Here is a 21,480-nt window from a genome sequence, read left to right as displayed (position 1 = left end):
GGGCAGTTGGCGCAGCGCCGTGGGGCAGGTCTCCGGGAACTTAGGTGCACCTTGCTGGCGGGTTTGTTCTGAATAGGTCAGAATAGGATCATGTATTCCACCGCTTCCGAGTCTGCTGCCGCCGGTGCGCAGTCACGCGACGTGGACACCCCGGCGGCCGACGTCGTCGATTCCGCGGCTGCAGGTGAGACGATCCGCGAGGCAGAGAGCACGACCCGTCAGCGGGTCCTGCAGCTGGTGGTCGAAGAGGGCCCGATCAGCGCGGCCGCGCTGGGCAGCGAGCTGCAGCTGACCGCCGCCGCCGTGCGCCGCCACCTCGACGCGATGACCGAACAAGGCATCCTCGAGGTCAAGAACGTCACCACGCGCCGTCGCGGCGCAGGCCGGCCCTCCCGGCGCTACGTCGTGTCCCAGCGCGGGCAGCGCACCATGGGCGATGACTACCTCGGCCTGGTCAAGACCGCCCTCTCGCTGCTCCAGGACGACCGCGACTCATCCCTCGAGGCAGACGTCGCAGCCCAGCCGGACTCCAGCCAGCCGGAGACCACCCAGGTGGCCGCCGCCGCCCTGGCGCGCGGGTACTTCGCCGGCTTCGAGCAGCGCTGGGAGACGGAGCTCTCCGGGATCGAGGACCTCGATGCGCGCACCGACCGGCTCTCCCAGCTCTTCAACGAGGAGGGATTCGCCGGCTTCACCCGCCTGGTGGGCCGGGACAACCCACTTCTGGCCATGCAGTCCACCCAGCTGTGCCAGGGTCACTGCCCGATCCGGGAAATAGCTGCGGCCCATCCGGTGTTCTGTGAGGAGGAGACCGATATGATCTCCCGCCTGCTCGACGTCGATGTCAGGCGGCTCTCCACCCAGGCGGCCGGTGCCCATGTCTGCACCACTCACGTGCCGGTGGGTCGCGAGAGGCTCGCCGCTGAGCAGCGGGAACGCGCCGCAGCAAGCGCAGAGGCAGAACTACAGATCAGCGCCGCAGCCGGCGCGACACATTCGTCGCGCAGGGTCAGTGGCGGACGAAAACGAATCGTCATCTCCCCCCGTCAACAAGAGAGGTTGTCATGACCGAGCAGATCCAGCGCGAAAAGGACCAGGGGGTCACCTCCGATATTCTGGAGCGCAACCCCGAGCTCCACGGCATCGGTTCCTACGAATACGGCTGGTCGGATTCCGACTCCGCCGGAGCCAACGCCAAGCGTGGCATCGATGAGGCGGTCGTGGAGGACATCTCCTCGAAGAAGAGCGAACCCGAGTGGATGCTCAAGCTGCGCAAGAAGGGCCTGAAGTACTTCCAGCGCAAGCCCATGCCCATGTGGGGAGCAGACCTCTCCGGCATCCACTTCGACAACATCAAGTACTTCGTGCGCTCCACCGAGAAGCAGGCGAAGACCTGGGAAGACCTCCCCGAGGACATCCGCAACACCTACGAGCGGCTCGGCATCCCCGAGGCCGAGCGCGAGCGCCTGGTCTCCGGCGTCGCCGCACAGTACGAGTCCGAGGTGGTCTACCACCAGATCCGCGAGGACCTGGAGGAGCAGGGTGTCATCTTCATGGACACCGACACCGCGCTGAAGGAGCACCCCGAGTTCTTCGAGGAGTACTTCGGCTCGGTCATCCCGGTGGGCGACAACAAGTTCGCGGCGCTGAACACCTCGGTCTGGTCCGGCGGTTCCTTCGTCTACGTCCCCAAGGGCGTCCACGTGGAGATCCCGCTGCAGGCCTACTTCCGGATCAACACCGAGAACATGGGCCAGTTCGAGCGCACGCTGATCATCGCCGACGAGGACTCCTACGTCCACTACATCGAAGGCTGCACCGCGCCGATCTATGACTCCGACTCGCTGCACTCCGCCGTGGTGGAGATCGTGGTGAAGAAGAACGCCCGTGTGCGGTACACCACCATCCAGAACTGGTCCACCAACGTCTACAACCTGGTCACCAAGCGGGCCGTGGTCGACGCCGGCGGCACCATGGAGTGGATCGACGGCAACATCGGTTCCAAGGTCACCATGAAGTACCCGGCCGTCTACCTCACCGGTGAGCACGCCAAGGGCGAGACGCTCTCGGTCGCCTTCGCCGGCGAGGGCCAGCACCAGGACACCGGGTCCAAGATGGTCCACATGGCGCCGAACACCTCCTCGACCATCGTGTCGAAGTCTGTGGCCCGCAACGGCGGCCGTGCCGCCTATCGCGGCCTGGTGCAGATCAACGAGGGCGCGAAGAACTCCGCGAACTCGGTGGTCTGTGATGCCCTGCTGGTGGACACGATCTCCCGCTCGGACACCTACCCCTACATCGACATCCGCGAGGACGATGTGACGCTGGGCCACGAGGCCACGGTCTCGAAGGTCTCTGAGGATCAGCTCTTCTACCTCATGGCCCGCGGACTCGCCGAAGACGAGGCCATGGCCATGATCGTGCGCGGCTTCATCGAGCCGATCGCCCGCGAGCTGCCCATGGAATACGCCCTGGAGCTCAACCGTCTGATCGAGCTGCAGATGGAAGGCTCGGTCGGCTGACCCAGCCTGATCGTCGCAGGACACCCAGTCGCCCGGGGTCACAACCACTCCGGGCGACTGGGGCCTGCCGCCCACCGCGCAGCCTCGGCTGCCCCGCGCATCAGCACCGTGCGCAGAAGAAATACGCGCATCAGAACCAAGGGAAGAGAAACACATGACGAATTCCGCGTCCGCCGATCAGGCGGAACAGGTCGCAGGAGTCGAGGTCGGCGAAGCCCGCATCACGATTCCAGGCATGAGCGAAGAGGGCGAGAACCTCGCCACCGCGCATGAGGAGACCGAACACAGCCACGGCGGTCTCGGTGAGTCCACCGTGAAGGCCAAGTCCGGCGGCTCCCGAGCCGACCGCACCACCAGCCTGAACGTGGCTGACTTCGCCGTACCCACCGGGCGCGAAGAAGAGTGGCGCTTCTCGCCGCTGAAGAAGCTCGGCCGCGTCCTCTCCGACGCCGCCACCCAGACCCCGGTCACGCTGAAGGTGCGCAACACCGCCACCGGCGTCACCCACGGTGAGCTGGCGCTGGCCCAGTCACCGCGCGGCACCGTCTTCCTCGCCGCCGACCGCGCCGCCGTCGTCGGCTACAGCCAGACCCAGACGGCCGATCACATCAAGGTCGCGGCGAACACTGAGCTCAGCGAGCCGATCTTCCTCGACATCACCGGTGAAGCCGCCGGGCACCGCGCCAACGGGCACATCGTGCTGGAGGCGGGAAACCACTCCAAGGCGGTCTTCGTCATGGAGCACCGGGCTCCGCCGATGCCAACCTCAACGTGGAGGTCATCGTGCGCGACGGCGCCGACGTCACCGTGGTCTCGCTGCAGCGCTGGGACGAGGACGCCGTCCACGTGGGCCAGCAGGACGCCGAGGTCGGCCGCGACGCGAAGTACAAGCACGTCTCGATCACCCTGGGCGGCGAGGTCGTCCGGCTGAACTCCAACGTCCGCTACTCCGCCGAGGGCGGAGAGGCCTCGATGTACGGGCTCTACTTCGCCGACGCGGGCCAGCACCTGGAGCACCGCAGCTTCGTGGACCACAACTCCCCACGGAACAGCTCCAACGTGCTCTACAAGGGGGCGCTGCAGGGTCAGGACGCTCGTACCGTCTGGGTCGGCGACGTGCTGATCCGCAAGGCGGCCGAAGGCACCGACTCCTATGAGAAGAACCAGAACCTGATCCTCACCGACGGCGCCCGCGCCGATTCGATCCCGAACCTGGAGATCGAGACCGGACTGATCGAGGGTGCCGGACACGCCTCCTCCACCGGGCGCTTCGATGAGAACCACCTGTTCTACCTGATGGCGCGCGGCATCCCGGAGAAGGAGGCCCGCCAGCTCGTGGTCCGCGGCTTCCTCAACGAGATCGTCCAGGCCATCGGCGTGGAGTCGATCGAGGACACGGTCCAGCAGGACCTGGAGAACGAACTGAAGATCGCCGGCTTCTAGGGGCCCCGGTCCTCCAGAAGCACCGCCGGCAGGAAGTCCTGCCGGGCGCCGCGGCTCGTTCGCTCCATCACCAGCACTTCTACGAATCAAGCAAAGGACACGCAAAGAATGTCTACTCTCGCGATCAAGGACCTGCACGTCTCCATCGAGACCGAGCAGGGTTCCAAAGAGATCCTCAAAGGGGTCACCCTGACCATCAAGTCCGGTGAGATCCACGCCATCATGGGCCCCAACGGCTCCGGCAAGTCCACACTGGCCTCCACCATCGCCGGGCACCCCCGTTACAAGGTCACCTCGGGCACCATCACGCTCGACGACCTCGACGTGCTGGAGATGTCCGTGGATGAGCGGGCCCGCGCCGGCCTGTTCCTGGCCATGCAGTACCCCGTGGAGGTTCCCGGCGTCACCATGACGAACTTCCTGCGCACCGCCAAGACCGCCATCGACGGCGAAGCTCCGAAGCTGCGCACCTGGGCCAAGGATGTCCGCGGCGCCATGGAGAAGCTGAAGATCGATGCCGACTTCGCCAACCGCAACGTCAACGAAGGCTTCTCCGGTGGTGAGAAGAAGCGCGTAGAGATCCTGCAGATGGAGCTGTTCAGGCCCAAGTTCGCGGTCCTCGACGAGACCGACTCCGGCCTGGACATCGACGCGCTGCGCGTGGTCTCCGACGGCGTGAACCGTGCCCACTCCGAGAACGACATGGGCACCCTGCTGATCACCCACTACACGCGGATCCTGAACTACATCACCCCGCAGTTCGTCCACGTGTTCGTCGACGGCCGGGTCGCCGAGCAGGGTGGCCCAGAACTGGCCGACGAGCTCGAGGCCAACGGCTACGATCGCTTCCTCGCGCCCGCCCAGGCCTGAGCGCCCCATGCTGAATCCAGACACCGTCAGGGCTGACTTCCCGCTGCTGGGCCGCACGGTCCGCGGCGGGAAGCCGCTGGTGTACCTGGACTCCGGGGCCACCGCGCAGAAGCCGCAGCAGGTCATCGACGCGGAGCTGACGTTCTACGCCCAGACCAACGCGGCGGTGCACCGCGGTGCCCACCAGATCGCCGAGGAGGCCACCGAGGCCTACGAGACCTCGCGCGATGTCGTCGCAGAGTTCGTCGGCGCCGACTCCGAGGAGATCGTCTGGACCAAGAACGCCACCGAGGCGCTGAACCTCGTGGCCTACGGGTTCCTCAACGCCAGCCTCGCCGCCGCGGCAGCCCCAGGCAGCGCCGCGGCAGCCGCGGTGACGCCCGAGGCCGTCCAGCGCTATGCGCTGGTCCCCGGTGACGAGATCGTGGTCAGCGAGGCCGAACACCACGCAAACCTGGTGCCCTGGCAGCAGCTTGCGCAGAAGACCGGCGCGACCCTGCGCTGGATCTCGGTCACGGCGGAGGGCCGCCTGGATCCCGAGACCTTCTCCGTGATCGGGGAGCGGACCAGGATTCTGGCCATCACCCACGCCTCCAACGTCTCCGGTGCGATCACCGACGTGGAGGCGCTGGTGGCGCGTGCCCGGAGGGTGGGCGCCTACGTGGTGCTCGACGCCTGCCAGACCGCGGCCCACATGCCGGTGGACCTGCACGCCCTCGACGTCGACTTCGCCGCGTTCTCCGCGCACAAGATGGTCGGACCCACGGGCGTGGGCGCGCTCTACGGCAAGCGTGCGCTGCTCGAGGATCTGCCGCCCTTCCTCACCGGGGGCTCCATGGTCGAAGTCGTCACGATGGAGGCCACAAGCTTCATGCCGCCGCCGCAGCGCTTCGAGGCCGGCACGCAGATGGTCGCCCAGGTCGTCGGCTTCGCGGCCGCGGTGAAGTACCTGAGCGAGCTGGGCATGGACCAGGTGGCCGCCCACGAGTCGCAGCTGACCCAGCGGCTGCTCGACGGCATCACCTCGGTGCCCGGAGTCCGGGTGCTGGGACCCCAGGACGCCACCGATCGGCTCGCCGTCGTCGCCTTCGAGGTGGACGGGGTGCACCCGCACGACGTCGGCCAGGTGCTCGACGACGCAGGGGTGGCCGTGCGGGTGGGCCACCACTGCGCCCAGCCGATCCACCGGCGGCTCGGTGTCCATGCCTCGGCACGCGCCTCGGCAGGGGTCTACACCACCGCCGCAGACGTCGATGCGTTCATCGCCGGGCTCCACGAGGTGCGCCGGTTCTTCGCGGCGCCCTCGGATACAGGAGGCCACTGATGGCCGATGCGATGGAACAGCTCTACCAGCAGGTGATCCTTGATCACGCCCGGGTACGGCAGGGCGAGGGCGAGCTCACCGAATACGGCGGAGAGTCCTTCCAGATCAATCCCACCTGCGGAGATCAGGTCACGCTCCGGGTCCGGCTGGACCCGGAGGGGGAGCGGATCCAGGCGCTCGGCTGGACCGGCCAGGGCTGCTCGATCTCTCAGGCCTCGCTCTCGGTCATGCACGAGCTCGTCCTCGACCAGCCGGTCGCCCGCGCCGAGGAGCTCGGGGCGTACTTCCGAGAGCTCATGGCGGCACGAGGCAAGGAACTGGACTCCTCACGCCTGGAGGCGCTCGAGGACGCCTCGGCCTTCACCGGTGTGGCACGCTATCCCGCACGGATCAAATGTGCTCTGCTGGGTTGGATGGCGCTGCGCGACGCACTGGTCCAGGCGCGCGGCCGGGCATAGACCCTTGACTTGAAACGTTGGACCCTGCAGATGATCAGATACAGACCACAGCACGTACATACAGAACGTCGAAGGAGAGGAGAGCGCCATGAGTGACGCTGTCACCGCGGCTCAGACGCCGCTTGAAGATGTCGAGGAAGCACTCAAGGACGTCATCGACCCCGAACTCGGGATCAACATCGTGGACCTCGGTCTGCTCTACGGCCTGCACTACGCCGAGGACGGCGCGCTGCTCATCGACATGACGCTGACCACCGCGGCCTGCCCGCTCACCGATGTGCTCGAAGAGCAGGTCGGACAGCACGTGGGCAGCCTGGTCGACGAGTGGCGGCTGAACTGGGTCTGGATGCCGCCGTGGGGCCCGGAGAAGATCACCGACGACGGCCGCGAGCAGATGCGCGCCCTGGGCTTCAACATCTAATAAATTTGAACAATTACCTGCCGGGTCTATTGCTGGGAAGAACCTTGGCATAGGCTGTCTCGGAGCAGGTGGCATCCATGTCCGTACCCTGAAGCAGGCAGGATGCCGCCTGCGCCAGGGAGCTCACATGTCACGATTGCACAGGTTTCTGGGCCGAGAATCAGAGCTGGAACTCATTGCGGCGGCGGCGGAGTCCGTTCACTCCTCCTCCGACCCGAGGTTCATCCTGATCGACGGCCCTCCGGGCGTAGGCAAGACGTCCCTGCTCAATGAGGCCGTGGCCCGACTGACGGGCTGGTCCCGTGCAAATGTCTACCTCGATGTCGCCGACCGGGCGACGCCGGGCTACGCGGCCGCGCATCTGCTGCGCAAGCCGCAGCGCTACCACGCGCCCACAGATCCGCAGGAGCTTGCCGCGCTGGTCCAGGAGCAGGTCGACGGCATCACGGAACCCGTGGTGCTGGTCATCGAGGACCTGCAGTGGATGGATCCGCTCTCGGCCGCCGTGGTCTATCAGACCATCCGCGAGGTCGAGGACGTCCCGCTGCTCTCGCTGGTGACAAGCCGCCCCACCACGCGACCGGAGCTGCAGCGCCTGGCGCGATACACAGCGACCGCCGGCGAGGCGCTGCGCATCGTGTTGGAGCCGTTCAGCCGAGCCGAGGTCCGCGCGCTGCTCCAGGAGCAGACCGGGCTGCCGATCAGCAGCAATGTGGCGGCGCGGATCCACGACGCCACCGGCGGGTTCCCGGCTTTCCTGGACCACGTCATCGAGAAGCTCACCGCACGCGACGAGGCGATCACCGCCGCGGCGCTGGACGACGCGCTGGAGCAGCTGGACCGGGGCGAAGGTCCGGCCGAGTCTCAGCGGCAGCGCATCCGGGAGGTCTTCGAGGAGACTCCTGTGCAGCTGCAGGAGGTCCTTGCGCTGCTCGCCCTCTCCAGCTACCCGCTGGCGATCCACGAGATCCGTGACCTGCTCGGCGTCGAGGCCGTGGACGCCGCGGCGCTGCGAGACTCCGGCCTGGTCCAGGAATCGGTCAAATCCGGCCGGTTCTTCCTGACCCACCACATCTTTCGGCAGGGCCTCGTGGCCGATCTCCCGCGCGAGCAGCGGGCGGATCTGCACCTGCGCCTGGCACGCCTGGATGCGGGTCCCTCCTCGGCGCGTCACCGTGCGGAAGCGGCGCTGCTGGACCCCTCGGTGGGAGACCGCCCGGCGATCGTTGCAGCGCTCACGGACGCAGCGCGCACCGCGAGCCGGACCAGCGATCATGCCGAGACCCTCGAGCTGAGCCGGCTCGCCTTCGAGGTGGACCGATCAGGGGACACCCTGGAGGCCCTGACCTTTGCCGCGATGCGCGCCGGCACCCGGTTCGCCATCGACTCGACGACCAGCTGGGCGCAGAGCCACGAGAACGTGCATCCGGTGCTGCGCCGCGGAATCCTGGCCCGCGAGAGTCTGATGCGCGGAGATCTGCAGAGCACACTGGGCTTTCTGGCCGGCGGCGCCGGTCTGGAGGAGGCCTCGCCGAAGGCACTGTTGTGCTATGCCGACACGGTCTTGAGCGCTTCGCGCACCACAGGTCTCCGCGGATCCTACTGGCAGCTCTTCAAGATCGCTGAACGAACCGTCGAGGTGCTGCAGCTGCTCGAAGAACGCCTCCAAGCCGGGGATCCGACCCTGCGCATCCGGATGGCTACGCCCGAGCAGCTGCTGGCGGAGACACGTGGACTGCGGGTCAGCCTGCAGCTCTGGCGACTGCTGGAGGGCATGGATGCCGCTGAGCCCGAGCTGTTCTCCCAGGAGGTCGAGGTGCTCCTCGACGAGGTTCGCCAGATTCCCGGCACGGAGTCTGCGCAGCTGGTGCTGCTGGTTGCGCGCGGCGCACTGCTGCGTACCACCGGTCACCTCTCCGAGGCCTACTCGGACCTGATCTCCGCCGTCGAGAACTGGCCCGGACGAAATCGTCGCGCACTGGCGCACGCCGAGATCCATCTCACCTACCTGCTCTTCGAGGCCGGGATGTGGAGCGAGGCCCAGGGGTTCGCCGAGTCGGCCGCCGCGGAGGTGCTGGACATCAGCGAAGACAACCTGGCACCGGTGGCGTTCAACGCTGCCCACCTGGTGCCCGCGGCGCGCGGGGAGCGGGAGGGGCAGAACTGGCCCTTCGACCTGCGCGCACACATCCATCGCATGACCGACACCAGTCTCGGGCGCGCGGGCCGAGGATTCGTCGAGGCCTGGGGGGCCACGTGCGCCCAGGACCATGAGCGCGTGATCAGCAGCGTCCTCGGGCTGCAGGCCGAGCTCAACATCTGGTCCCGCGCGATCACCCCTGCAGTGCTGCTCGGCCGCTCGCTGTTCCACAGCGGCCGGGCCCAGGCGCTGCCGGCACTGATCACCAAGGTTCGTGCTGATGAGCACTCCTCCGCCGCACAGCGCGACTACGTGCTGCGTCACCTGCGCGGACTGGCCGCCATGGGGGCCGGAAAACACGTCACAGCCTATGAACACCTCAGCGCGGCGATGACCACGGTCTCCGGGATCCCGGCGCTGAAATCCAGCCAGGTCTCCGGTGACGGCGGAGCGCTGAGCATCTACCGCGGACTCCTCGCACTGGACCTGGCGCAGTGCGTGGTGCTCGGCATGGACTCACTGCAGGAGAAGGTCGAGCAGAGCTCTGAATGGGTGCTCTGGGCCGGGTCCATGTTCCAGGGGTGCGGGGCGGAGGGGCTCTTCCATCAGGCCGATGAGGTCTTCCGGACGCTGCGCAAGGGGGGCGCACTCCCAGGTGCCGTGGGACGCGTGAGGATGATCGACCTGCCCGCAGGACTCAGCTCCAAGGCGCGCTTCGCGCTGGCCGCGCTCACCGCCCGCGAGCGGGAGATCGCGCTGATGGTCGGGCACGGTCTGTCCAATAAGGACGTGGCCGAGGAGCTCGTCCTCTCGGTGCGCACCGTGGAGTACCACGTGGCGAACGCGCTGGGAAAGCTCGCGCTGGACTCGCGTCATGCGCTGCGTCGGATGCTCCAGGACGAGGCCGAGGACGGTCTGCGCAGCGCCTGAGCTGGCTCCGCGACAGCGCCTGGGCTGGCTCCGCCGCAGCGGCCGGGCTGGCTCCGCGACAGCGCCTGGGCTGGCTCCGCCGCAGCGCTGGATTGCTGTGCCGTGCCCTGGCTGACCTGGACGCGAATCCCACCACGGGGAATCACGGGGGTTCCCACGTAGTCCCTGCGGGGGTTCGCCCACCACTGTGATGCGGGACCCACCTCCCGGCCTAGCGTGAGCAGTGCACCGTGACAGGCGCCCCTCCGTTCCAGGGGCGTCTGCCCGGTGACCACTGACCTTGCACCGGGAAGTTGTCCCTCATGACCATGCATGACTCTGTGCGGATCGCCCGCCGTCGATGGGCTTCCATCCTGCTCACGCTGCTCCTCGCCGCCGCCGTGGCGGTCGGCGTCTACGCCTGGCAGCCGACCGTCTACGAGGCCACCACCACGATCTATGTCTCGGCCGCCACGGGGGAGAATTCGCAGGAGCTTCCCCAGGGCAGCGCCCTTGCTGCACAGCGGACCCAGACCTATGCGGACCTGGTCACAACACCGGCCGTGCTGGGCCCTGTCATCGAGGCACTGCGGCTGCCAACCTCCAGTGCCGAGCTCGCCGAGGACATCGAGGCCACGGTTCCCAGCGGCACCTCGCTGGTGAGGATCACCGCATCTGCCGGGGAGGCCCAGGCGGCCGCGGACCTCGCCGGCGCGACGGTCACCAGTCTTCGAGCCCTGGTCACCGAGATCGAGAGTCCAGGCGATGGCCCAGCCTCCGAGGGCGAGGCCCGCGTCGAACTGGCAGTGGTTCAGGAAGCCGAAGCACCGGTGCGTCCGCAGAGCCCGCGGCCGGAGATCACGCTGGGCACGGGCCTGGCACTCGGTCTTCTCCTGGGCCTTGCCCTGGCATTCCTGCGGGAAGCCCGCGACACCTCCGTCAGGACTCCGCAGGATCTCAAGGACCTCACCGCAGCGCCGCTGATCGGTGTCATCCGGCGCGCACCTGCGGGGCGCTGGGAGAAGCGGCGCCGGGATCCCAGGTCCGTTGACGCCACGGGACCCTTCCGGGAGATGCGCCGACGCCTGATGTTCGGCAAGCCACCAGGCACCCCGAGCTCCTATGTGATCACCAGCGCCGTGGAGCAGGAGGGTCGCACCAGCGTGGCCGTGAATCTGGCTCGAGCCCTGGTGGACGCGGATCGCCGCACCCTGCTGATCGGGGCGGACTTCACGAACCCGGACCTGGTGTCCTGGTTTCGGGCCACGACCCCGGGGGCAGGCCAGCTGACCGATCTGACCCCGGCAGGGTTGAGCGAAGTACTTGCTGGACGGGCGTACCTCGAAGATGTGGTCATCACCGAGGCCGAACCGGGTCTCGACATCCTCCCGGGTGGACGGGGGACGGTCCAGGGCCTGGAACCCGCCAACCTCGACGCCATGGCGGCACTGCTCGAGGGCTGCGCCGAGACCTACGACGTCACCGTGATCGACACGCCAGCGCTGCTGAACGAATCCGATGCGGCGCTGCTGGCTCAGATCAGACCGGTGTGATCTTGGTGGCGCGCTACGGCGAGGTCACGCGGGCACAGTTGGGCACCGGACTTGAGCTGCTGACCCGCGCCCGCGCTCGACTCGTCGGGGTGGTCTTCACCGGGGTTCCGCTGCGCGGACCTGACAGCCTGAGAGACCCTCGGTCTTCGCGCTCACGCCGGCGACGTCGTGATGCCGGACCCGGACCCGATGCAGGTCCCCACGAGCCCGGGCGGAACTTGAGCGCCCGCGCCTCCGGACTCTCCTGGGCGCGACGACGTCGGCTCCCTGACGGCACCCTGGCGCTCTCCGAGGCTGCCCCGCGCAGCGCGCACATCTTCTCGCTGCCTCAGGACAGGACGTGATCTGTCTTCATGGCTGCTCCGACTCCGGGCCCCGCCGCTGCCTTCGAAGGCGGCCGATCCCGACTGCTGCACCCCCGGTCAGGTGATCCAGCACGGCTCCACCGGCCTCGCCCCCTGCACCATCGATCCATTCCTGAGGAGACCTGAGATGACTGTCATCCCGTCCTTGAACGTTCCGCTGCTCAACGTCGACGTCACTCCGTTGCGCAGGGAGGAGCTGCTGGCCCATATCCGCGACGCCGCCCGCGAGCACCGTCGGATGCTCGTCGCCGGGCACAACCTGCACTCCGTCTACCTCTGGCACAACCTGCCGGAGTTCCGCGACTTCTACGACCGGGCCGGCGCCGTCGTCGTCGACGGCATGCCGCTGCTGGCCCTGATGCGGATCGGGCTCCGGGTGCCGCTGCGCACCGAGCACCGGATCGGCTCCACCGACTGGGTGGAGGGCCTGGCGGAGCTTGAGGGGATCCAACGCGTCTCTCTGCTCGGGGGAACGCCGGCCGCGAGCGCAGCGGTGCGCAAGCATCTGCGCTCCCTGGACGGCGCGGTCGACTGGCAGGCCATCCCCGGTGACCCCTGGCGCGCGGAGAACCTCGAAGAGGTCGCGGCCAGCATCCGGGAGCACGACCCGCAGGTGCTGCTGATCGGCATGGGCATGCCGTTGCAGGAGCGGATCGCCGACGAGCTCGCCTCACGCGTGGACGTCCCGGTGATCGCCACGGTGGGCGGCGCGCTGGACCAGCTGGGCGGCACGCAGTCCCTCGCCCCTCGCCGGCTCGGCGCGATGGGGCTGGAGTGGGCGTGGCGCCTGGCCACAGACCCGCGGAGGCTCGCCGGACGCTATCTGTTGGAGCCCATGAAGCTCGCCGCGCTGCTGATGTGGAGGGCCTGATGAGCATCGACACCCCCTCCAGGGTTCAGGCCGGGAAGGTCGCGAGCTTCGACGCCGAGCTGGCAGCAGGCCCGGCCCCTGCGCACGCCCCGTCCCTGACCGCCGTCATTCCCACCGTGGGACGACGTTCCCTCAAGCGCGCCGTCGCCTCGGTGCTGCGTCAGTCCTTCGACACCACGGCTCTGGTGGTCCTGGACCGGCCCGAGGACGCCGGGTGCGTCGAGACGCTGCTCAAGGGCCTGCCGCACATCCTGGTCCCCACCCCAGGAGGGCTCGGGGCCGCCGGTGCGCGCAACCTCGGGGTGCGCAGCGCCGGCACCACGCATGTGGCCTTCCTCGACGACGACGATGAGTGGGTCTCCGAGAAGGCAGCCCTGCAGATGGCGATGGTCGACGAGAACACCGTGGTCACCTCCCGTGCGCTGCTCGTCGGGACCTCGAGCCGGGTGGTCCCGGAGCGGCTCTATCAGGGCCAGGGACAGGACGCGGAGGCAGTGGTGGACTACATCCTCGACCGCTCCACGCTGCGACTCCGCCGCACCTTCATGCAGACCTCCTCGCTGCTGTGCAGCCGGGCGACCGCACTGCAGATCCCCTGGGACGAGGAGCTGAGCAGGCACCAGGACTGGGACTGGCTGGCTCGGCTGGACGCAGCCGGCAAGTCCCTGACGATGCTGCCCGAAGTCCTGGTCCGGGTGCATCAGGGCAGCGTGGGCTCGATCTCGCGCAGCGCCGACTGGAAGGCCAGCTCGCGCTGGATCGACTCGATCGGCACCACCGTCTCCGAACGCTCCGGTGCGGACTTCCGAGCCTCGGTGGTCGCGCGGGACGCGTTCGCCTCCGGGGCCTGGAACCAAGGAGTGCGTCAGCTGGTGAAATGCCTGCGCGCTCGCCCACACGCGGCCGCCGTCGTGGTCGCCATGTCCGGGATGCTGCAGGTCCGCGGACATGGCTGAGACAGGGCTGCCCGAGCATCCCGGGGTTCAGCGGTGCCGCACCCGGGGCCGCAGCGGAGCTGGACCGCGATGTTCGTGCGCACCGCCGGTCTGCGCGTCGCGGTGCTGCCGATCAGCGCACTCTGCGCCCTGACCACGGCGGGTCTCACCGTGCACTATGCGGGGGTGCTCGCCTTCGGGTTCATCACCCTGGTCGCGCAGCTCCAGCTCGCGCTCCCGTTCGCAGACCTCGGCATGGGCGCGGCCGTCGCCCGCGCGGCGGCCCGGGCCGATGGTTCGACCCGGGCGCTGCAGGGACTTCGAGCCCTGATTCGGCGCACCGCCCTGGTGCTGCTCGCAGTGGGACTCCTCGGTGCCACGGTCGCGGCGCTGAGTGGGATCTATGGGTTCTGGTCCAGAGTCTTCGACGTCCCCGAGGCGCTGGCCCCCGACGTGGATCTGGTCATGAGCCTGGTGCTCGGCGTGTTCTTCCTGAGCCTCCCGCTGGGCCTCGCCGAGCGGGTGCTGGTGGGCCGGGACCGCTCGGATGTGCTCGTGCTGCTGGGCCTGCTGCCCTCGGTGGGAAACCTGTTGGCGGTCTTCACGCTCGGCCAGCTGGGGGTGCCCGTGGCCTGGCTGGCGCTTGGTCTGCCGCTGAGCACGCTGAGCTTCCTCGGTCTCTGCGGCTATCTGGCCTTCCTGCACCCTCGCATCGGGATCCGCGGGATCCCTGCCCCCGCCCACCAGCCGGAGAACCCCACACCCTCCGAGCTCCATGAGCGCTCCGAGCCGGAGGAGTCTCGTCGGCGCCGCAGAGAGCTCACCGAGAGCACCTCCATCAGACTCATCCTCTTCGGCGGGCTCCCGGTGCTGCTGGCCACGGCCGGCATGGTGCTCTCCGAGCAGCACGGCCGACTCGTCCTCGCCGCCGCCGGGTCCCCGCTGGAGCTGAGTCAGTATGCCATCGCTCTGCAGCTGTACATGCCGATCTACTCGGTCTTCTATATGGCCGCCACGGTGCTGTGGCCACGGTTCGCGGTCGATCCCGGACCGGAGCTGTGGCTCCGAGCCAACCTGATGCTCACCGGGCTGGGCGTGGGGGCAGCCGTGGGCTACATCGTCTTCGCCCGCCCCGTGGCAGGTCTCGTGACCGGCGGCAGTCTGGTGCCCTCCTGGGGCGTGGTGCTCGGACTCGGAGCAGCGCTGGCGGCACAGGCCGCACACCTGACCCAGGTGAATCTGTTCACCGACCGCAGCGGATTCTGGCGGCAGGCCGCGATGTCGCTGTGCCTGCTCGCGTTCGTGGTGCCAGGAACCCTGCTGGGCATCCGGCTGGGACTCGGAGCAGCCGCCCCGGGCCTCTCGATGGCCGTGGGCGTGGTGATCGCCCAGGTGATTCCCGGCCTGGTCATGGCCTCCCGCATCCTCCGCGAGCCCGGCACCCCATCGAGCTCGCCGCCCCCCTCCGGACACGGCGCAGCCCCCTCCGGACACGGCGCAGCCGCCTCCGGACCTGATTCCGACTCCTTCGACCTCATCTCAGCACCTGCAGGTGCTCAGCAGCCTGTCACCCTTGAAAGGTAATCACGATGCGCCCATCACTTCGCCGCCTGCTGATCCCCCTGCCGGACACCTTCCTGCGGCAGATCATGTACCTGCGGTGCTACCGGCGCCGGGGTGACTTCAAGGACCCCACCCGGTTCAGCGAATTCCTGACCCAGCGGATGCTCCAAGACCGCAGTCCAGAGATCGCGTGGACCTGCGACAAGCGCGCCATGAAGGAATACGCCGCTGCGCACACCCCCTGGATCAAGGTACCGGAGACCCTCTGGCGGGGCACTGACCTGAGCCAGCTCGACCTCTCGAGCCTGCCGGAGAGTTGGGTCATCAAGCCGAATCACGGCAGCAATGCCGTGCACTTCGGCGACCCCAGCACCACCTTGGGGGAGCTGCGAGAGGTCACGCGAGGGTGGCTGCGTCCGTTCGACCGGATAGCCGTAGGGGAGTGGGCCTACACCGCCGCCAGACGAGAACTGATCGTAGAACCTCGTATCGGTTCCGGGCGGCCGCTGGCTGACTTCAAGATGTTTGTCTTCCATGGAGAGCTGAAGCTCGTGCTCACCTATCAGGGGCGATTCACCGATGGTCTCCGCGCGGTCTTCTACAACCGGGAGTGGGAGCCGCTCGATATCAGGAATGGGGCGCCCCGGGGGACGGTCTCGCCGAGACCCCAGAACTTCGAGGAGATGGTCCGCGCGGCTGAGACGCTCGGGGCGGGCTATGCCTCCATGCGAGTCGACTTCTATAACCTCGACGGCGACCTCTGGTTCAGTGAACTGACCCCTTATCACGGCGGCGGACTGGACCCGTTCACGCCTGAGTCGGTGGACCACCAGTTGGGCGCCTGGTGGGCCGGGGTCGGGGCCATCGAGGAACTCCCGGAGGGTCTTCCGCGACTGCTCCTCGCAGACCCCGAGGAGTCGGATCGACGGCCCGTCCTCGGCCACGAAGGGTCACAGAAGTGACCGCCCCGATCGCAGCAGCCGCGTCTGAGGCGGCTCCTGGCTCGACCCCGGACTCGCCGGAGGTGCCGACTTCTTGCTCTGACGTTGACCCCTCAGATCTTGCACCCGCACCGACGCCTGCTCCACAGGCCGTTCCCCTTGAAAGGTGACCACCATGCACCCGTCATTCCGTCGACTGCTGACTCCGATACCCGATCCGCTGCTGCGCCATGTCATGTATCGGCGTCGTTTCGGACGCTGGGGCGACTTCAGGAAGCGGCCCGCTTCACCGAGTTCCTGACCCAAAGGATGCTGCAGGACCGCAGCCCGGAAATCGCCTGGACCTGTGACAAGCGGGCGATGAAGGACTACGCCGCGGAGCACGCACCATGGATCCAGGTGCCGGAGACGCTGTGGCACGGCACCGATCTGGACCAGCTGGACCTTGCAAGCCTGCCGGACCACTGGATCATCAAGCCGAACCACCGCAGCAAAGCGGTCCACTTCGGGGACCGCGGCACGACCTTGGACGAGCTGCGCAGCGTGACCAAGGGCTGGCTTCGTCCCTATGACCGGATCGCCGTGGGGGAGTGGGCCTACACGCAGGCCCGGCGCGAGCTCATCATCGAGGCCCGGATCGGCTCCGGGGTCCCGTTGACCGACTTCAAGATCTTCGTCTTCCACGGCCGGGCCCATATCCTGCACACCGACCTCGGTCGCTTCACCGACGACTTCCAGGAGGTGTTCTACGACCGTGACTGGGAGCCGCTGAACATCACGAATGAGGTGCCCCAAGGGGTTGCCGCTCCGCGACCGGAGAACTTCCAGGATATGGTCCGCGCCGCGGAGACGCTGGGAGCCGGCTATGACTTCATGCGGGTGGATCTGTACAACCTCCACGGTGAGCTGTGGTTCGGCGAGCTGACCCCCTATCCCTCCGGCGGGATGGAGCCCTTCACCCCCGATGCGGTGGACCTCCAGCTGGGGGCCTGGTGGGCGGGGTTCGACACCGTGAAGGACTACCCGGTCGGACTGCCCCGGGTGATCTCAGCTGAGCAGTCCCTCGATGCCGAATCCGCCGCGGATCAGGATCGCAGTCCGGTCCGCACCCAGCGCGAACGGGCTCTGCCATGAGCACCCAAGCCAGCCCGGTGGGCGTCACCAGTGCCCAGCGGCAGCTCGACTGGATGAGCACCCCGGCGGGCCCGGCCTCGGCCCGACGCTGGCAGACCGGCTATGCCAGGCGGCTGGTCGTCACGGACCTCGCCGTCATCGTCGGCTCGCTGGCCTTGGGTCATCAGCTGGGCCTGCCAGGAATGGACGCGGTGAGCACCGGGCTGTTGGCTGCGCTGTGGATCACGACGCTGGGGGTGACCAGGTCTCGGGATTGGCGGCACATCGGTGCCGGGGTCACCGAGTACCGAAGGGTGCTGGTCGCCACCGCTGCGAGCTTCGGACTGTTCTTCGCGGTGCTGGTGGCCCTGGAGATCGCCATTGCGCGAGAGCACCTGATCTGGTCACTGCCGGTCGGGGCCCTAGGGCTGATGCTGGGTCGACTCCTCTGGCGCCGCCGACTGCATGCCCAGTGGCGTCGGGGCCTCTGGACCCACCGCGCCGTGGTGGTGGGGCACCCGGGGAAGGTGCGTCACGTGGTCTCCGCGGTGCAGGGATCCAAGACCGTGACCGGCACGATCGTGACCGCCACCCACCTGGTGGCAGGCGAGCGCACCGGCGACGACGCAGAGACCCGCGAGCGCGCGGTCGTCCAGATCCTGGACGTCGTCACGCGCAGCGCGGCTGACCTGGTGCTGCTCACCGAGACGGATTCACTCTCGGCGCAGGGAGTGCGGGAGCTGGGCTGGGCGCTGGATGCGCTGGATGTGAACCTGGTGGTGGTGCCCTCGCTCACCGAGACCTCCGGGTCGCGGATCAGCTCGCATATGATCGCCGGAGTGCCGCTGCTGCACGTGGCCTACCCCCGGCTCACCGGGATCGCCCGGCTGACCAAGCGCACCTTCGACCTCGTCTTCTCCGCCCTGGCGCTGCTGATGCTGGGGCCGCTGCTGATCAGCATCGCCCTCTGGGTGCGTCTGGACAGCCCCGGGCCGGTGCTGTTTCGCCAAGAGCGCGTGGGGATTCATCACTCGCGCTTCTCGATGCTGAAGTTTCGGTCCATGGTGGTCAACGCGGAGGAGTATCTCTCGCTGCTCCAAGCCCGGTCCGAGGGCAACGGCGTGTTGTTCAAGATGCACCAGGACCCGCGGGTGACCCGGATCGGGGCGGTGCTGCGCCGGCTGAGCCTGGATGAGCTCCCGCAGTTCTACAACGTGCTGCGCGGCGAGATGTCCGTGGTGGGGCCGCGTCCGCCGCTGCCCGTGGAAGTGGAGACCTATGACGAGCACGCTCATCGGCGGCTGCTCGTGAAGCCCGGGATCACCGGGCTGTGGCAGGTGACCGGGCGTTCTGACCTCTCCTGGGAGGAGAGCGTCCGGCTGGACCTCTACTACGTGGAGAACTGGACGCTGTTGGGCGACATCCAGATCGTGCTGCGCACCGCGCGGGCGGTCTTCGGCGGGGCCGGGGCCTACTGACCTGACCTGACCTGACCTGACCTGACCTGACCTGACCTGACCTGGTCCGACTCTGCTGTCGGTCGCCTCGGGACCTCGGTCAGGCTGCGCCGGCGATCTCGCGGTAGCAGGCGATCGCCGGGCCCGGAGCGTCGTCGGCGATGAGCCGACCCTGCTCGAACACCAGCACCCGCTCGGCGCGCGCGGCGAGCTGAAGGTCATGGGTGGCCACGATCATCGGGGCCTGAAGCCCCATCAGCAGCTCGGTGAACTCCACGGTGCTGCGCAGATCCAGCAGCGTGGTGGGCTCGTCGGCCAGGACCAGACCCGGCTCCGCGGCCAGGACCCCGGCGAGCGCGACCTTCTGCCGCTCCCCGGAGGACAGCTCGTAGATGCTCGAGTCCTCACGGTCCCCGAGACCCATGGTGTCCAAGATCTCACGACTGCGCTCCCGCCGCCCGGCGGCCGAGCCGATGCTGCGACGCAGCGAGAATGCGATGTCCTCACCGACCACCGGCATGATCAGCTGAGCCTGTGGATTCGCGAAGATGAATCCGGGCCGCACACCCGCGGGACTGAGCTGGAGTGATCCCTCTGAGGGAGCCACCAGGCCCGCGATCAGGCGCAGCAGCGTGGACTTTCCCGAGCCGTTGGCGCCGATCACCGCGATCCGGTGCTGGTCCAGGGTCAGGGTCAGCGGGTGCAGGATTCGGCGCCTGCCGCCTTGAGCGGTGTCGACGTCGAATGCGACGGCATCGAGCGTCGTCGTTACACTAGAGAGGTTGTCCACCAAACCCACCCATCTGAAATTGTCAGGCCGGCGAACCGTGTTCGGCCCGAAGGGAAGCTGCACCGTTGATCAGCGTATCCAATCTTGAACTCCGCGCCGCGCGCGCCTGCTGATGGACGAGGTCAACTTCCGGATCGACTCCGGCGACAAGGTCGGGCTCGTCGGTCGCAACGGTGCGGGCAAGACGACGATGACCAAGGTGCTGGCCGGGCTGACCCAGCCTGCCGCCGGTCATGTGGAGCGCCGCGGCAGCATCGGCTATCTGCCGCAGGACCCCAAGATCGACGATATGGAGCAGCTTTCCCGCGACCGGATTCTCTCCGCCCGTGAGCTCGACGTGATCACCGCGAAGCTGCGCCAGGCCGAGCAGGACATGATGAGCACCGACGACGCCGTCCGGGACCAGGCCATGGCCCAGTACGGGAAGGTCCAGACCCGGTTCGACGCCGCCGGAGGCTACTCCGCAGAGGCCGAGGCCGCGATGATCTGCAACAACCTGGACCTGCCGGAACGGATCCTCACCCAGCCGCTGAAGACCCTCTCCGGTGGACAGCGCCGCCGCGTGGAGCTGGCCCGGATCCTGTTCTCCGACGCCGATTCGCTGCTGCTCGACGAGCCCACCAACCACCTCGACGCCGACTCCATCGTGTGGCTGCGCGATCACCTGCAGAGCTACGCCGGGGGAGTCCTGATGATCTCCCACGACGTGGAGCTCATCGAGTCCACCGTGAACAAGGTGTTCTACCTCGACGGCAACCGCACCACCCTCGACGTCTACAACATGGGCTGGAAGAAGTACCTGGTCCAGCGTGATCAGGACGCCGCGCGCCGCAAGCGTGAGTACGCCAACGCGGAGAAGAAGGCCAGCACGCTGCGCTTCCAGGCCGAGAAGATGCGGGCCAAGGCCACCAAGGCCGTGGCCGCGCAGTCCATGCTCAAGCGCGCCGACCGGATGATGGCCGGACTCGAGGGTGAACGCGCCGCCGAGCGTGTGGCGAACATCCGGTTCCCCGCCCCGGCCTCCTGCGGCAAGACCCCGCTCATGGCGGAGGGACTGTCGAAGTCCTACGGCTCGCTGGAGATCTTCAACGGACTCGACCTGGCGATCGATCGCGGCTCTCGCGTGGTGATCCTGGGCTATAACGGCGCGGGCAAGACCACGTTGCTGCGCCTGCTCGCCGGTGCCGCCGAGGCGGACGCGGGCCGGGTCATCAGCGGCCACGGACTCAAACTCGGCTACTTCGCGCAGGAGCACGACACCCTGGACACCGAGAGCTCGGTGCTGGAGAACATGAAGACCGCCGCGCCGTTCCTCAACGACACCGATCAGCGCAAGATCCTGGGCTCCTTCCTGTTCTCCGGCGACGATGTCAGCAAACCTGCCTCGGTGCTCTCCGGCGGTGAGAAGACTCGGCTGGCGCTCGCCTCGTTGGTGGCCTCCAGCGCGAACGTGCTGCTGCTCGATGAGCCCACGAACAACCTGGACCCGGCCAGCCGCGAGGAGATCCTCGCCGCGCTGCGCACCTACGAGGGTGCAGTCGTCCTGGTCAGCCACGACCCGGGCGCGGTCGAGGCGCTGAGCCCGGACCGGGTGCTGCTGCTGCCCGACGGCGAGGAAGACCTCTACACCAAGGACTACGAGGACCTGATCACGCTCGCCTGAGCTGCGGCTTCCACGGTGTGAACAGGAGCCTCTCAGGACCGACCGGGACTCGTGCAGGGCGGGCCGGTGCTGAGGCGAGGCTCGCCGGATCGCCCTGACACCTGACTCGCTGCTGGGCGGCCCGCGCGGTCGTCGTCTGCTG

The 21,480-nt window shown here is 68.0% G+C and carries 16 protein-coding genes and 2 pseudogenes; 17 read left to right on the top strand and 1 reads right to left on the bottom strand.

Going from position 1 to position 21,480, the window contains the following annotated elements:
• Positions 1-90 precede the first annotated feature (90 nt).
• The 16 genes and pseudogenes from BG28_RS09970 to BG28_RS09895 all read left to right on the top strand — a co-directional run bounded on the left by BG28_RS09970 (position 91) and on the right by BG28_RS09895 (position 18,906).
• Positions 91-1,068, top strand: a complete 978-nt coding sequence (locus tag BG28_RS09970; RefSeq protein WP_152539272.1) for a metalloregulator ArsR/SmtB family transcription factor — start codon at positions 91-93, stop codon at positions 1,066-1,068.
• Positions 1,065-2,522: a Fe-S cluster assembly protein SufB gene (gene sufB / locus BG28_RS09965; RefSeq protein WP_036476322.1), complete on the top strand. Its 1,458-nt coding sequence runs from the start codon at positions 1,065-1,067 to the stop codon at positions 2,520-2,522. Before BG28_RS09970 ends, sufB begins: the two co-directional genes overlap by 4 nt.
• Positions 2,523-2,757: 235 nt before the next feature.
• A pseudogene (sufD, locus tag BG28_RS09960) lies at positions 2,758-3,965 on the top strand (Fe-S cluster assembly protein SufD).
• Between the two features lie 108 nt (positions 3,966-4,073).
• Positions 4,074-4,835 carry a Fe-S cluster assembly ATPase SufC gene (gene sufC / locus BG28_RS09955; RefSeq protein ID WP_036476321.1) on the top strand — a complete coding sequence of 254 codons (762 nt, stop codon included), beginning with the start codon at positions 4,074-4,076 and terminating at the stop codon, positions 4,833-4,835.
• Between the two features lie 7 nt (positions 4,836-4,842).
• Positions 4,843-6,159 carry a cysteine desulfurase gene (locus BG28_RS09950; RefSeq protein WP_036476319.1) on the top strand — a complete coding sequence of 439 codons (1,317 nt, stop codon included), beginning with the start codon at positions 4,843-4,845 and terminating at the stop codon, positions 6,157-6,159.
• Positions 6,159-6,617, top strand: a complete 459-nt coding sequence (gene sufU, locus BG28_RS09945) for a Fe-S cluster assembly sulfur transfer protein SufU (protein WP_036476318.1) — start codon at positions 6,159-6,161, stop codon at positions 6,615-6,617. Before BG28_RS09950 ends, sufU begins: the two co-directional genes overlap by 1 nt.
• Positions 6,618-6,705: 88 nt before the next feature.
• Complete coding sequence (locus tag BG28_RS09940) at positions 6,706-7,038, top strand: metal-sulfur cluster assembly factor (protein WP_036476317.1); 333 nt, start codon at positions 6,706-6,708, stop codon at positions 7,036-7,038.
• A gap of 127 nt (positions 7,039-7,165) precedes the next feature.
• On the top strand, positions 7,166-10,108 hold the full coding sequence (locus tag BG28_RS09935) for a LuxR family transcriptional regulator (RefSeq protein WP_084479635.1): 2,943 nt from the start codon (positions 7,166-7,168) through the stop codon (positions 10,106-10,108).
• Between the two features lie 302 nt (positions 10,109-10,410).
• Entirely contained in the window at positions 10,411-11,640 is a 1,230-nt protein-coding gene (locus BG28_RS09930) for a polysaccharide biosynthesis tyrosine autokinase (RefSeq protein WP_036476312.1), read from the top strand.
• Positions 11,637-11,984, top strand: coding sequence for a hypothetical protein (locus BG28_RS09925; RefSeq protein WP_036476311.1), 348 nt, complete (start codon positions 11,637-11,639; stop codon positions 11,982-11,984). The genes BG28_RS09930 and BG28_RS09925 overlap by 4 nt, the downstream gene beginning before the upstream one ends.
• A gap of 148 nt (positions 11,985-12,132) precedes the next feature.
• Entirely contained in the window at positions 12,133-12,876 is a 744-nt protein-coding gene (locus BG28_RS09920) for a WecB/TagA/CpsF family glycosyltransferase (RefSeq protein ID WP_036476310.1), read from the top strand.
• Positions 12,876-13,832 (top strand): glycosyltransferase, encoded by a 957-nt coding sequence (locus BG28_RS09915; RefSeq protein ID WP_152539270.1) that lies wholly within the window; start codon positions 12,876-12,878, stop codon positions 13,830-13,832. Before BG28_RS09920 ends, BG28_RS09915 begins: the two co-directional genes overlap by 1 nt.
• A 69-nt stretch (positions 13,833-13,901) precedes the next feature.
• Complete coding sequence (locus BG28_RS09910) at positions 13,902-15,395, top strand: hypothetical protein (protein ID WP_036476308.1); 1,494 nt, start codon at positions 13,902-13,904, stop codon at positions 15,393-15,395.
• 5 nt (positions 15,396-15,400) lie between these two features.
• On the top strand, positions 15,401-16,336 hold the full coding sequence (locus tag BG28_RS09905; protein WP_051501295.1) for an ATP-grasp fold amidoligase family protein: 936 nt from the start codon (positions 15,401-15,403) through the stop codon (positions 16,334-16,336).
• A gap of 288 nt (positions 16,337-16,624) precedes the next feature.
• Positions 16,625-17,449 carry an ATP-grasp fold amidoligase family protein gene (locus BG28_RS09900; protein ID WP_051501294.1) on the top strand — a complete coding sequence of 275 codons (825 nt, stop codon included), beginning with the start codon at positions 16,625-16,627 and terminating at the stop codon, positions 17,447-17,449.
• A complete protein-coding gene (locus BG28_RS09895) occupies positions 17,446-18,906 on the top strand; it encodes a sugar transferase (RefSeq protein ID WP_036476307.1) in 1,461 nt (486 codons plus the stop codon). The genes BG28_RS09900 and BG28_RS09895 overlap by 4 nt, the downstream gene beginning before the upstream one ends.
• A 79-nt stretch (positions 18,907-18,985) precedes the next feature.
• Here BG28_RS09895 and BG28_RS09890 read toward each other — a convergent pair whose 3' ends face one another.
• A complete protein-coding gene (locus tag BG28_RS09890; protein ID WP_036476522.1) occupies positions 18,986-19,675 on the bottom strand; it encodes an energy-coupling factor ABC transporter ATP-binding protein in 690 nt (229 codons plus the stop codon).
• A 65-nt stretch (positions 19,676-19,740) separates the two neighbouring features.
• On the opposite strand from BG28_RS09890, the pseudogene BG28_RS09885 reads away from it, so the two are divergent.
• Positions 19,741-21,338: pseudogene (locus BG28_RS09885) on the top strand (ABC-F family ATP-binding cassette domain-containing protein).
• Positions 21,339-21,480 lie beyond the last annotated feature (142 nt).

The sequence above is a fragment of the Nesterenkonia sp. AN1 genome (assembly GCF_000582475.1).
GTDB lineage: Bacteria > Actinomycetota > Actinomycetes > Actinomycetales > Micrococcaceae > Nesterenkonia > Nesterenkonia aurantiaca.
The sequence above is the reverse complement of the archived record's forward strand: the minus strand, read 5'-3'. Positions and strand labels throughout refer to the sequence as shown.

Excerpts from the sequence above, each read along its gene's own strand:
- BG28_RS09930 (WP_036476312.1), top strand. The coding sequence starts at position 10,411 with ATGACCATGCATGACTCTGTGCGGATCGCCCGCCGTCGATGGGCTTCC.
- sufU (WP_036476318.1), top strand. The coding sequence starts at position 6,159 with ATGGCCGATGCGATGGAACAGCTCTACCAGCAGGTGATCCTTGATCAC.
- BG28_RS09920 (WP_036476310.1), top strand. The coding sequence starts at position 12,133 with ATGACTGTCATCCCGTCCTTGAACGTTCCGCTGCTCAACGTCGACGTC.
- BG28_RS09935 (WP_084479635.1), top strand. The coding sequence starts at position 7,166 with ATGTCACGATTGCACAGGTTTCTGGGCCGAGAATCAGAGCTGGAACTC.
- BG28_RS09910 (WP_036476308.1), top strand. The coding sequence starts at position 13,902 with ATGTTCGTGCGCACCGCCGGTCTGCGCGTCGCGGTGCTGCCGATCAGC.
- sufB (WP_036476322.1), top strand. The coding sequence starts at position 1,065 with ATGACCGAGCAGATCCAGCGCGAAAAGGACCAGGGGGTCACCTCCGAT.
- BG28_RS09905 (WP_051501295.1), top strand. The coding sequence starts at position 15,401 with ATGCGCCCATCACTTCGCCGCCTGCTGATCCCCCTGCCGGACACCTTC.
- sufC (WP_036476321.1), top strand. The coding sequence starts at position 4,074 with ATGTCTACTCTCGCGATCAAGGACCTGCACGTCTCCATCGAGACCGAG.
- BG28_RS09940 (WP_036476317.1), top strand. The coding sequence starts at position 6,706 with ATGAGTGACGCTGTCACCGCGGCTCAGACGCCGCTTGAAGATGTCGAG.
- BG28_RS09895 (WP_036476307.1), top strand. The coding sequence starts at position 17,446 with ATGAGCACCCAAGCCAGCCCGGTGGGCGTCACCAGTGCCCAGCGGCAG.
- BG28_RS09900 (WP_051501294.1), top strand. The coding sequence starts at position 16,625 with ATGCTGCAGGACCGCAGCCCGGAAATCGCCTGGACCTGTGACAAGCGG.
- BG28_RS09950 (WP_036476319.1), top strand. The coding sequence starts at position 4,843 with ATGCTGAATCCAGACACCGTCAGGGCTGACTTCCCGCTGCTGGGCCGC.
- BG28_RS09970 (WP_152539272.1), top strand. The coding sequence starts at position 91 with ATGTATTCCACCGCTTCCGAGTCTGCTGCCGCCGGTGCGCAGTCACGC.
- BG28_RS09915 (WP_152539270.1), top strand. The coding sequence starts at position 12,876 with ATGAGCATCGACACCCCCTCCAGGGTTCAGGCCGGGAAGGTCGCGAGC.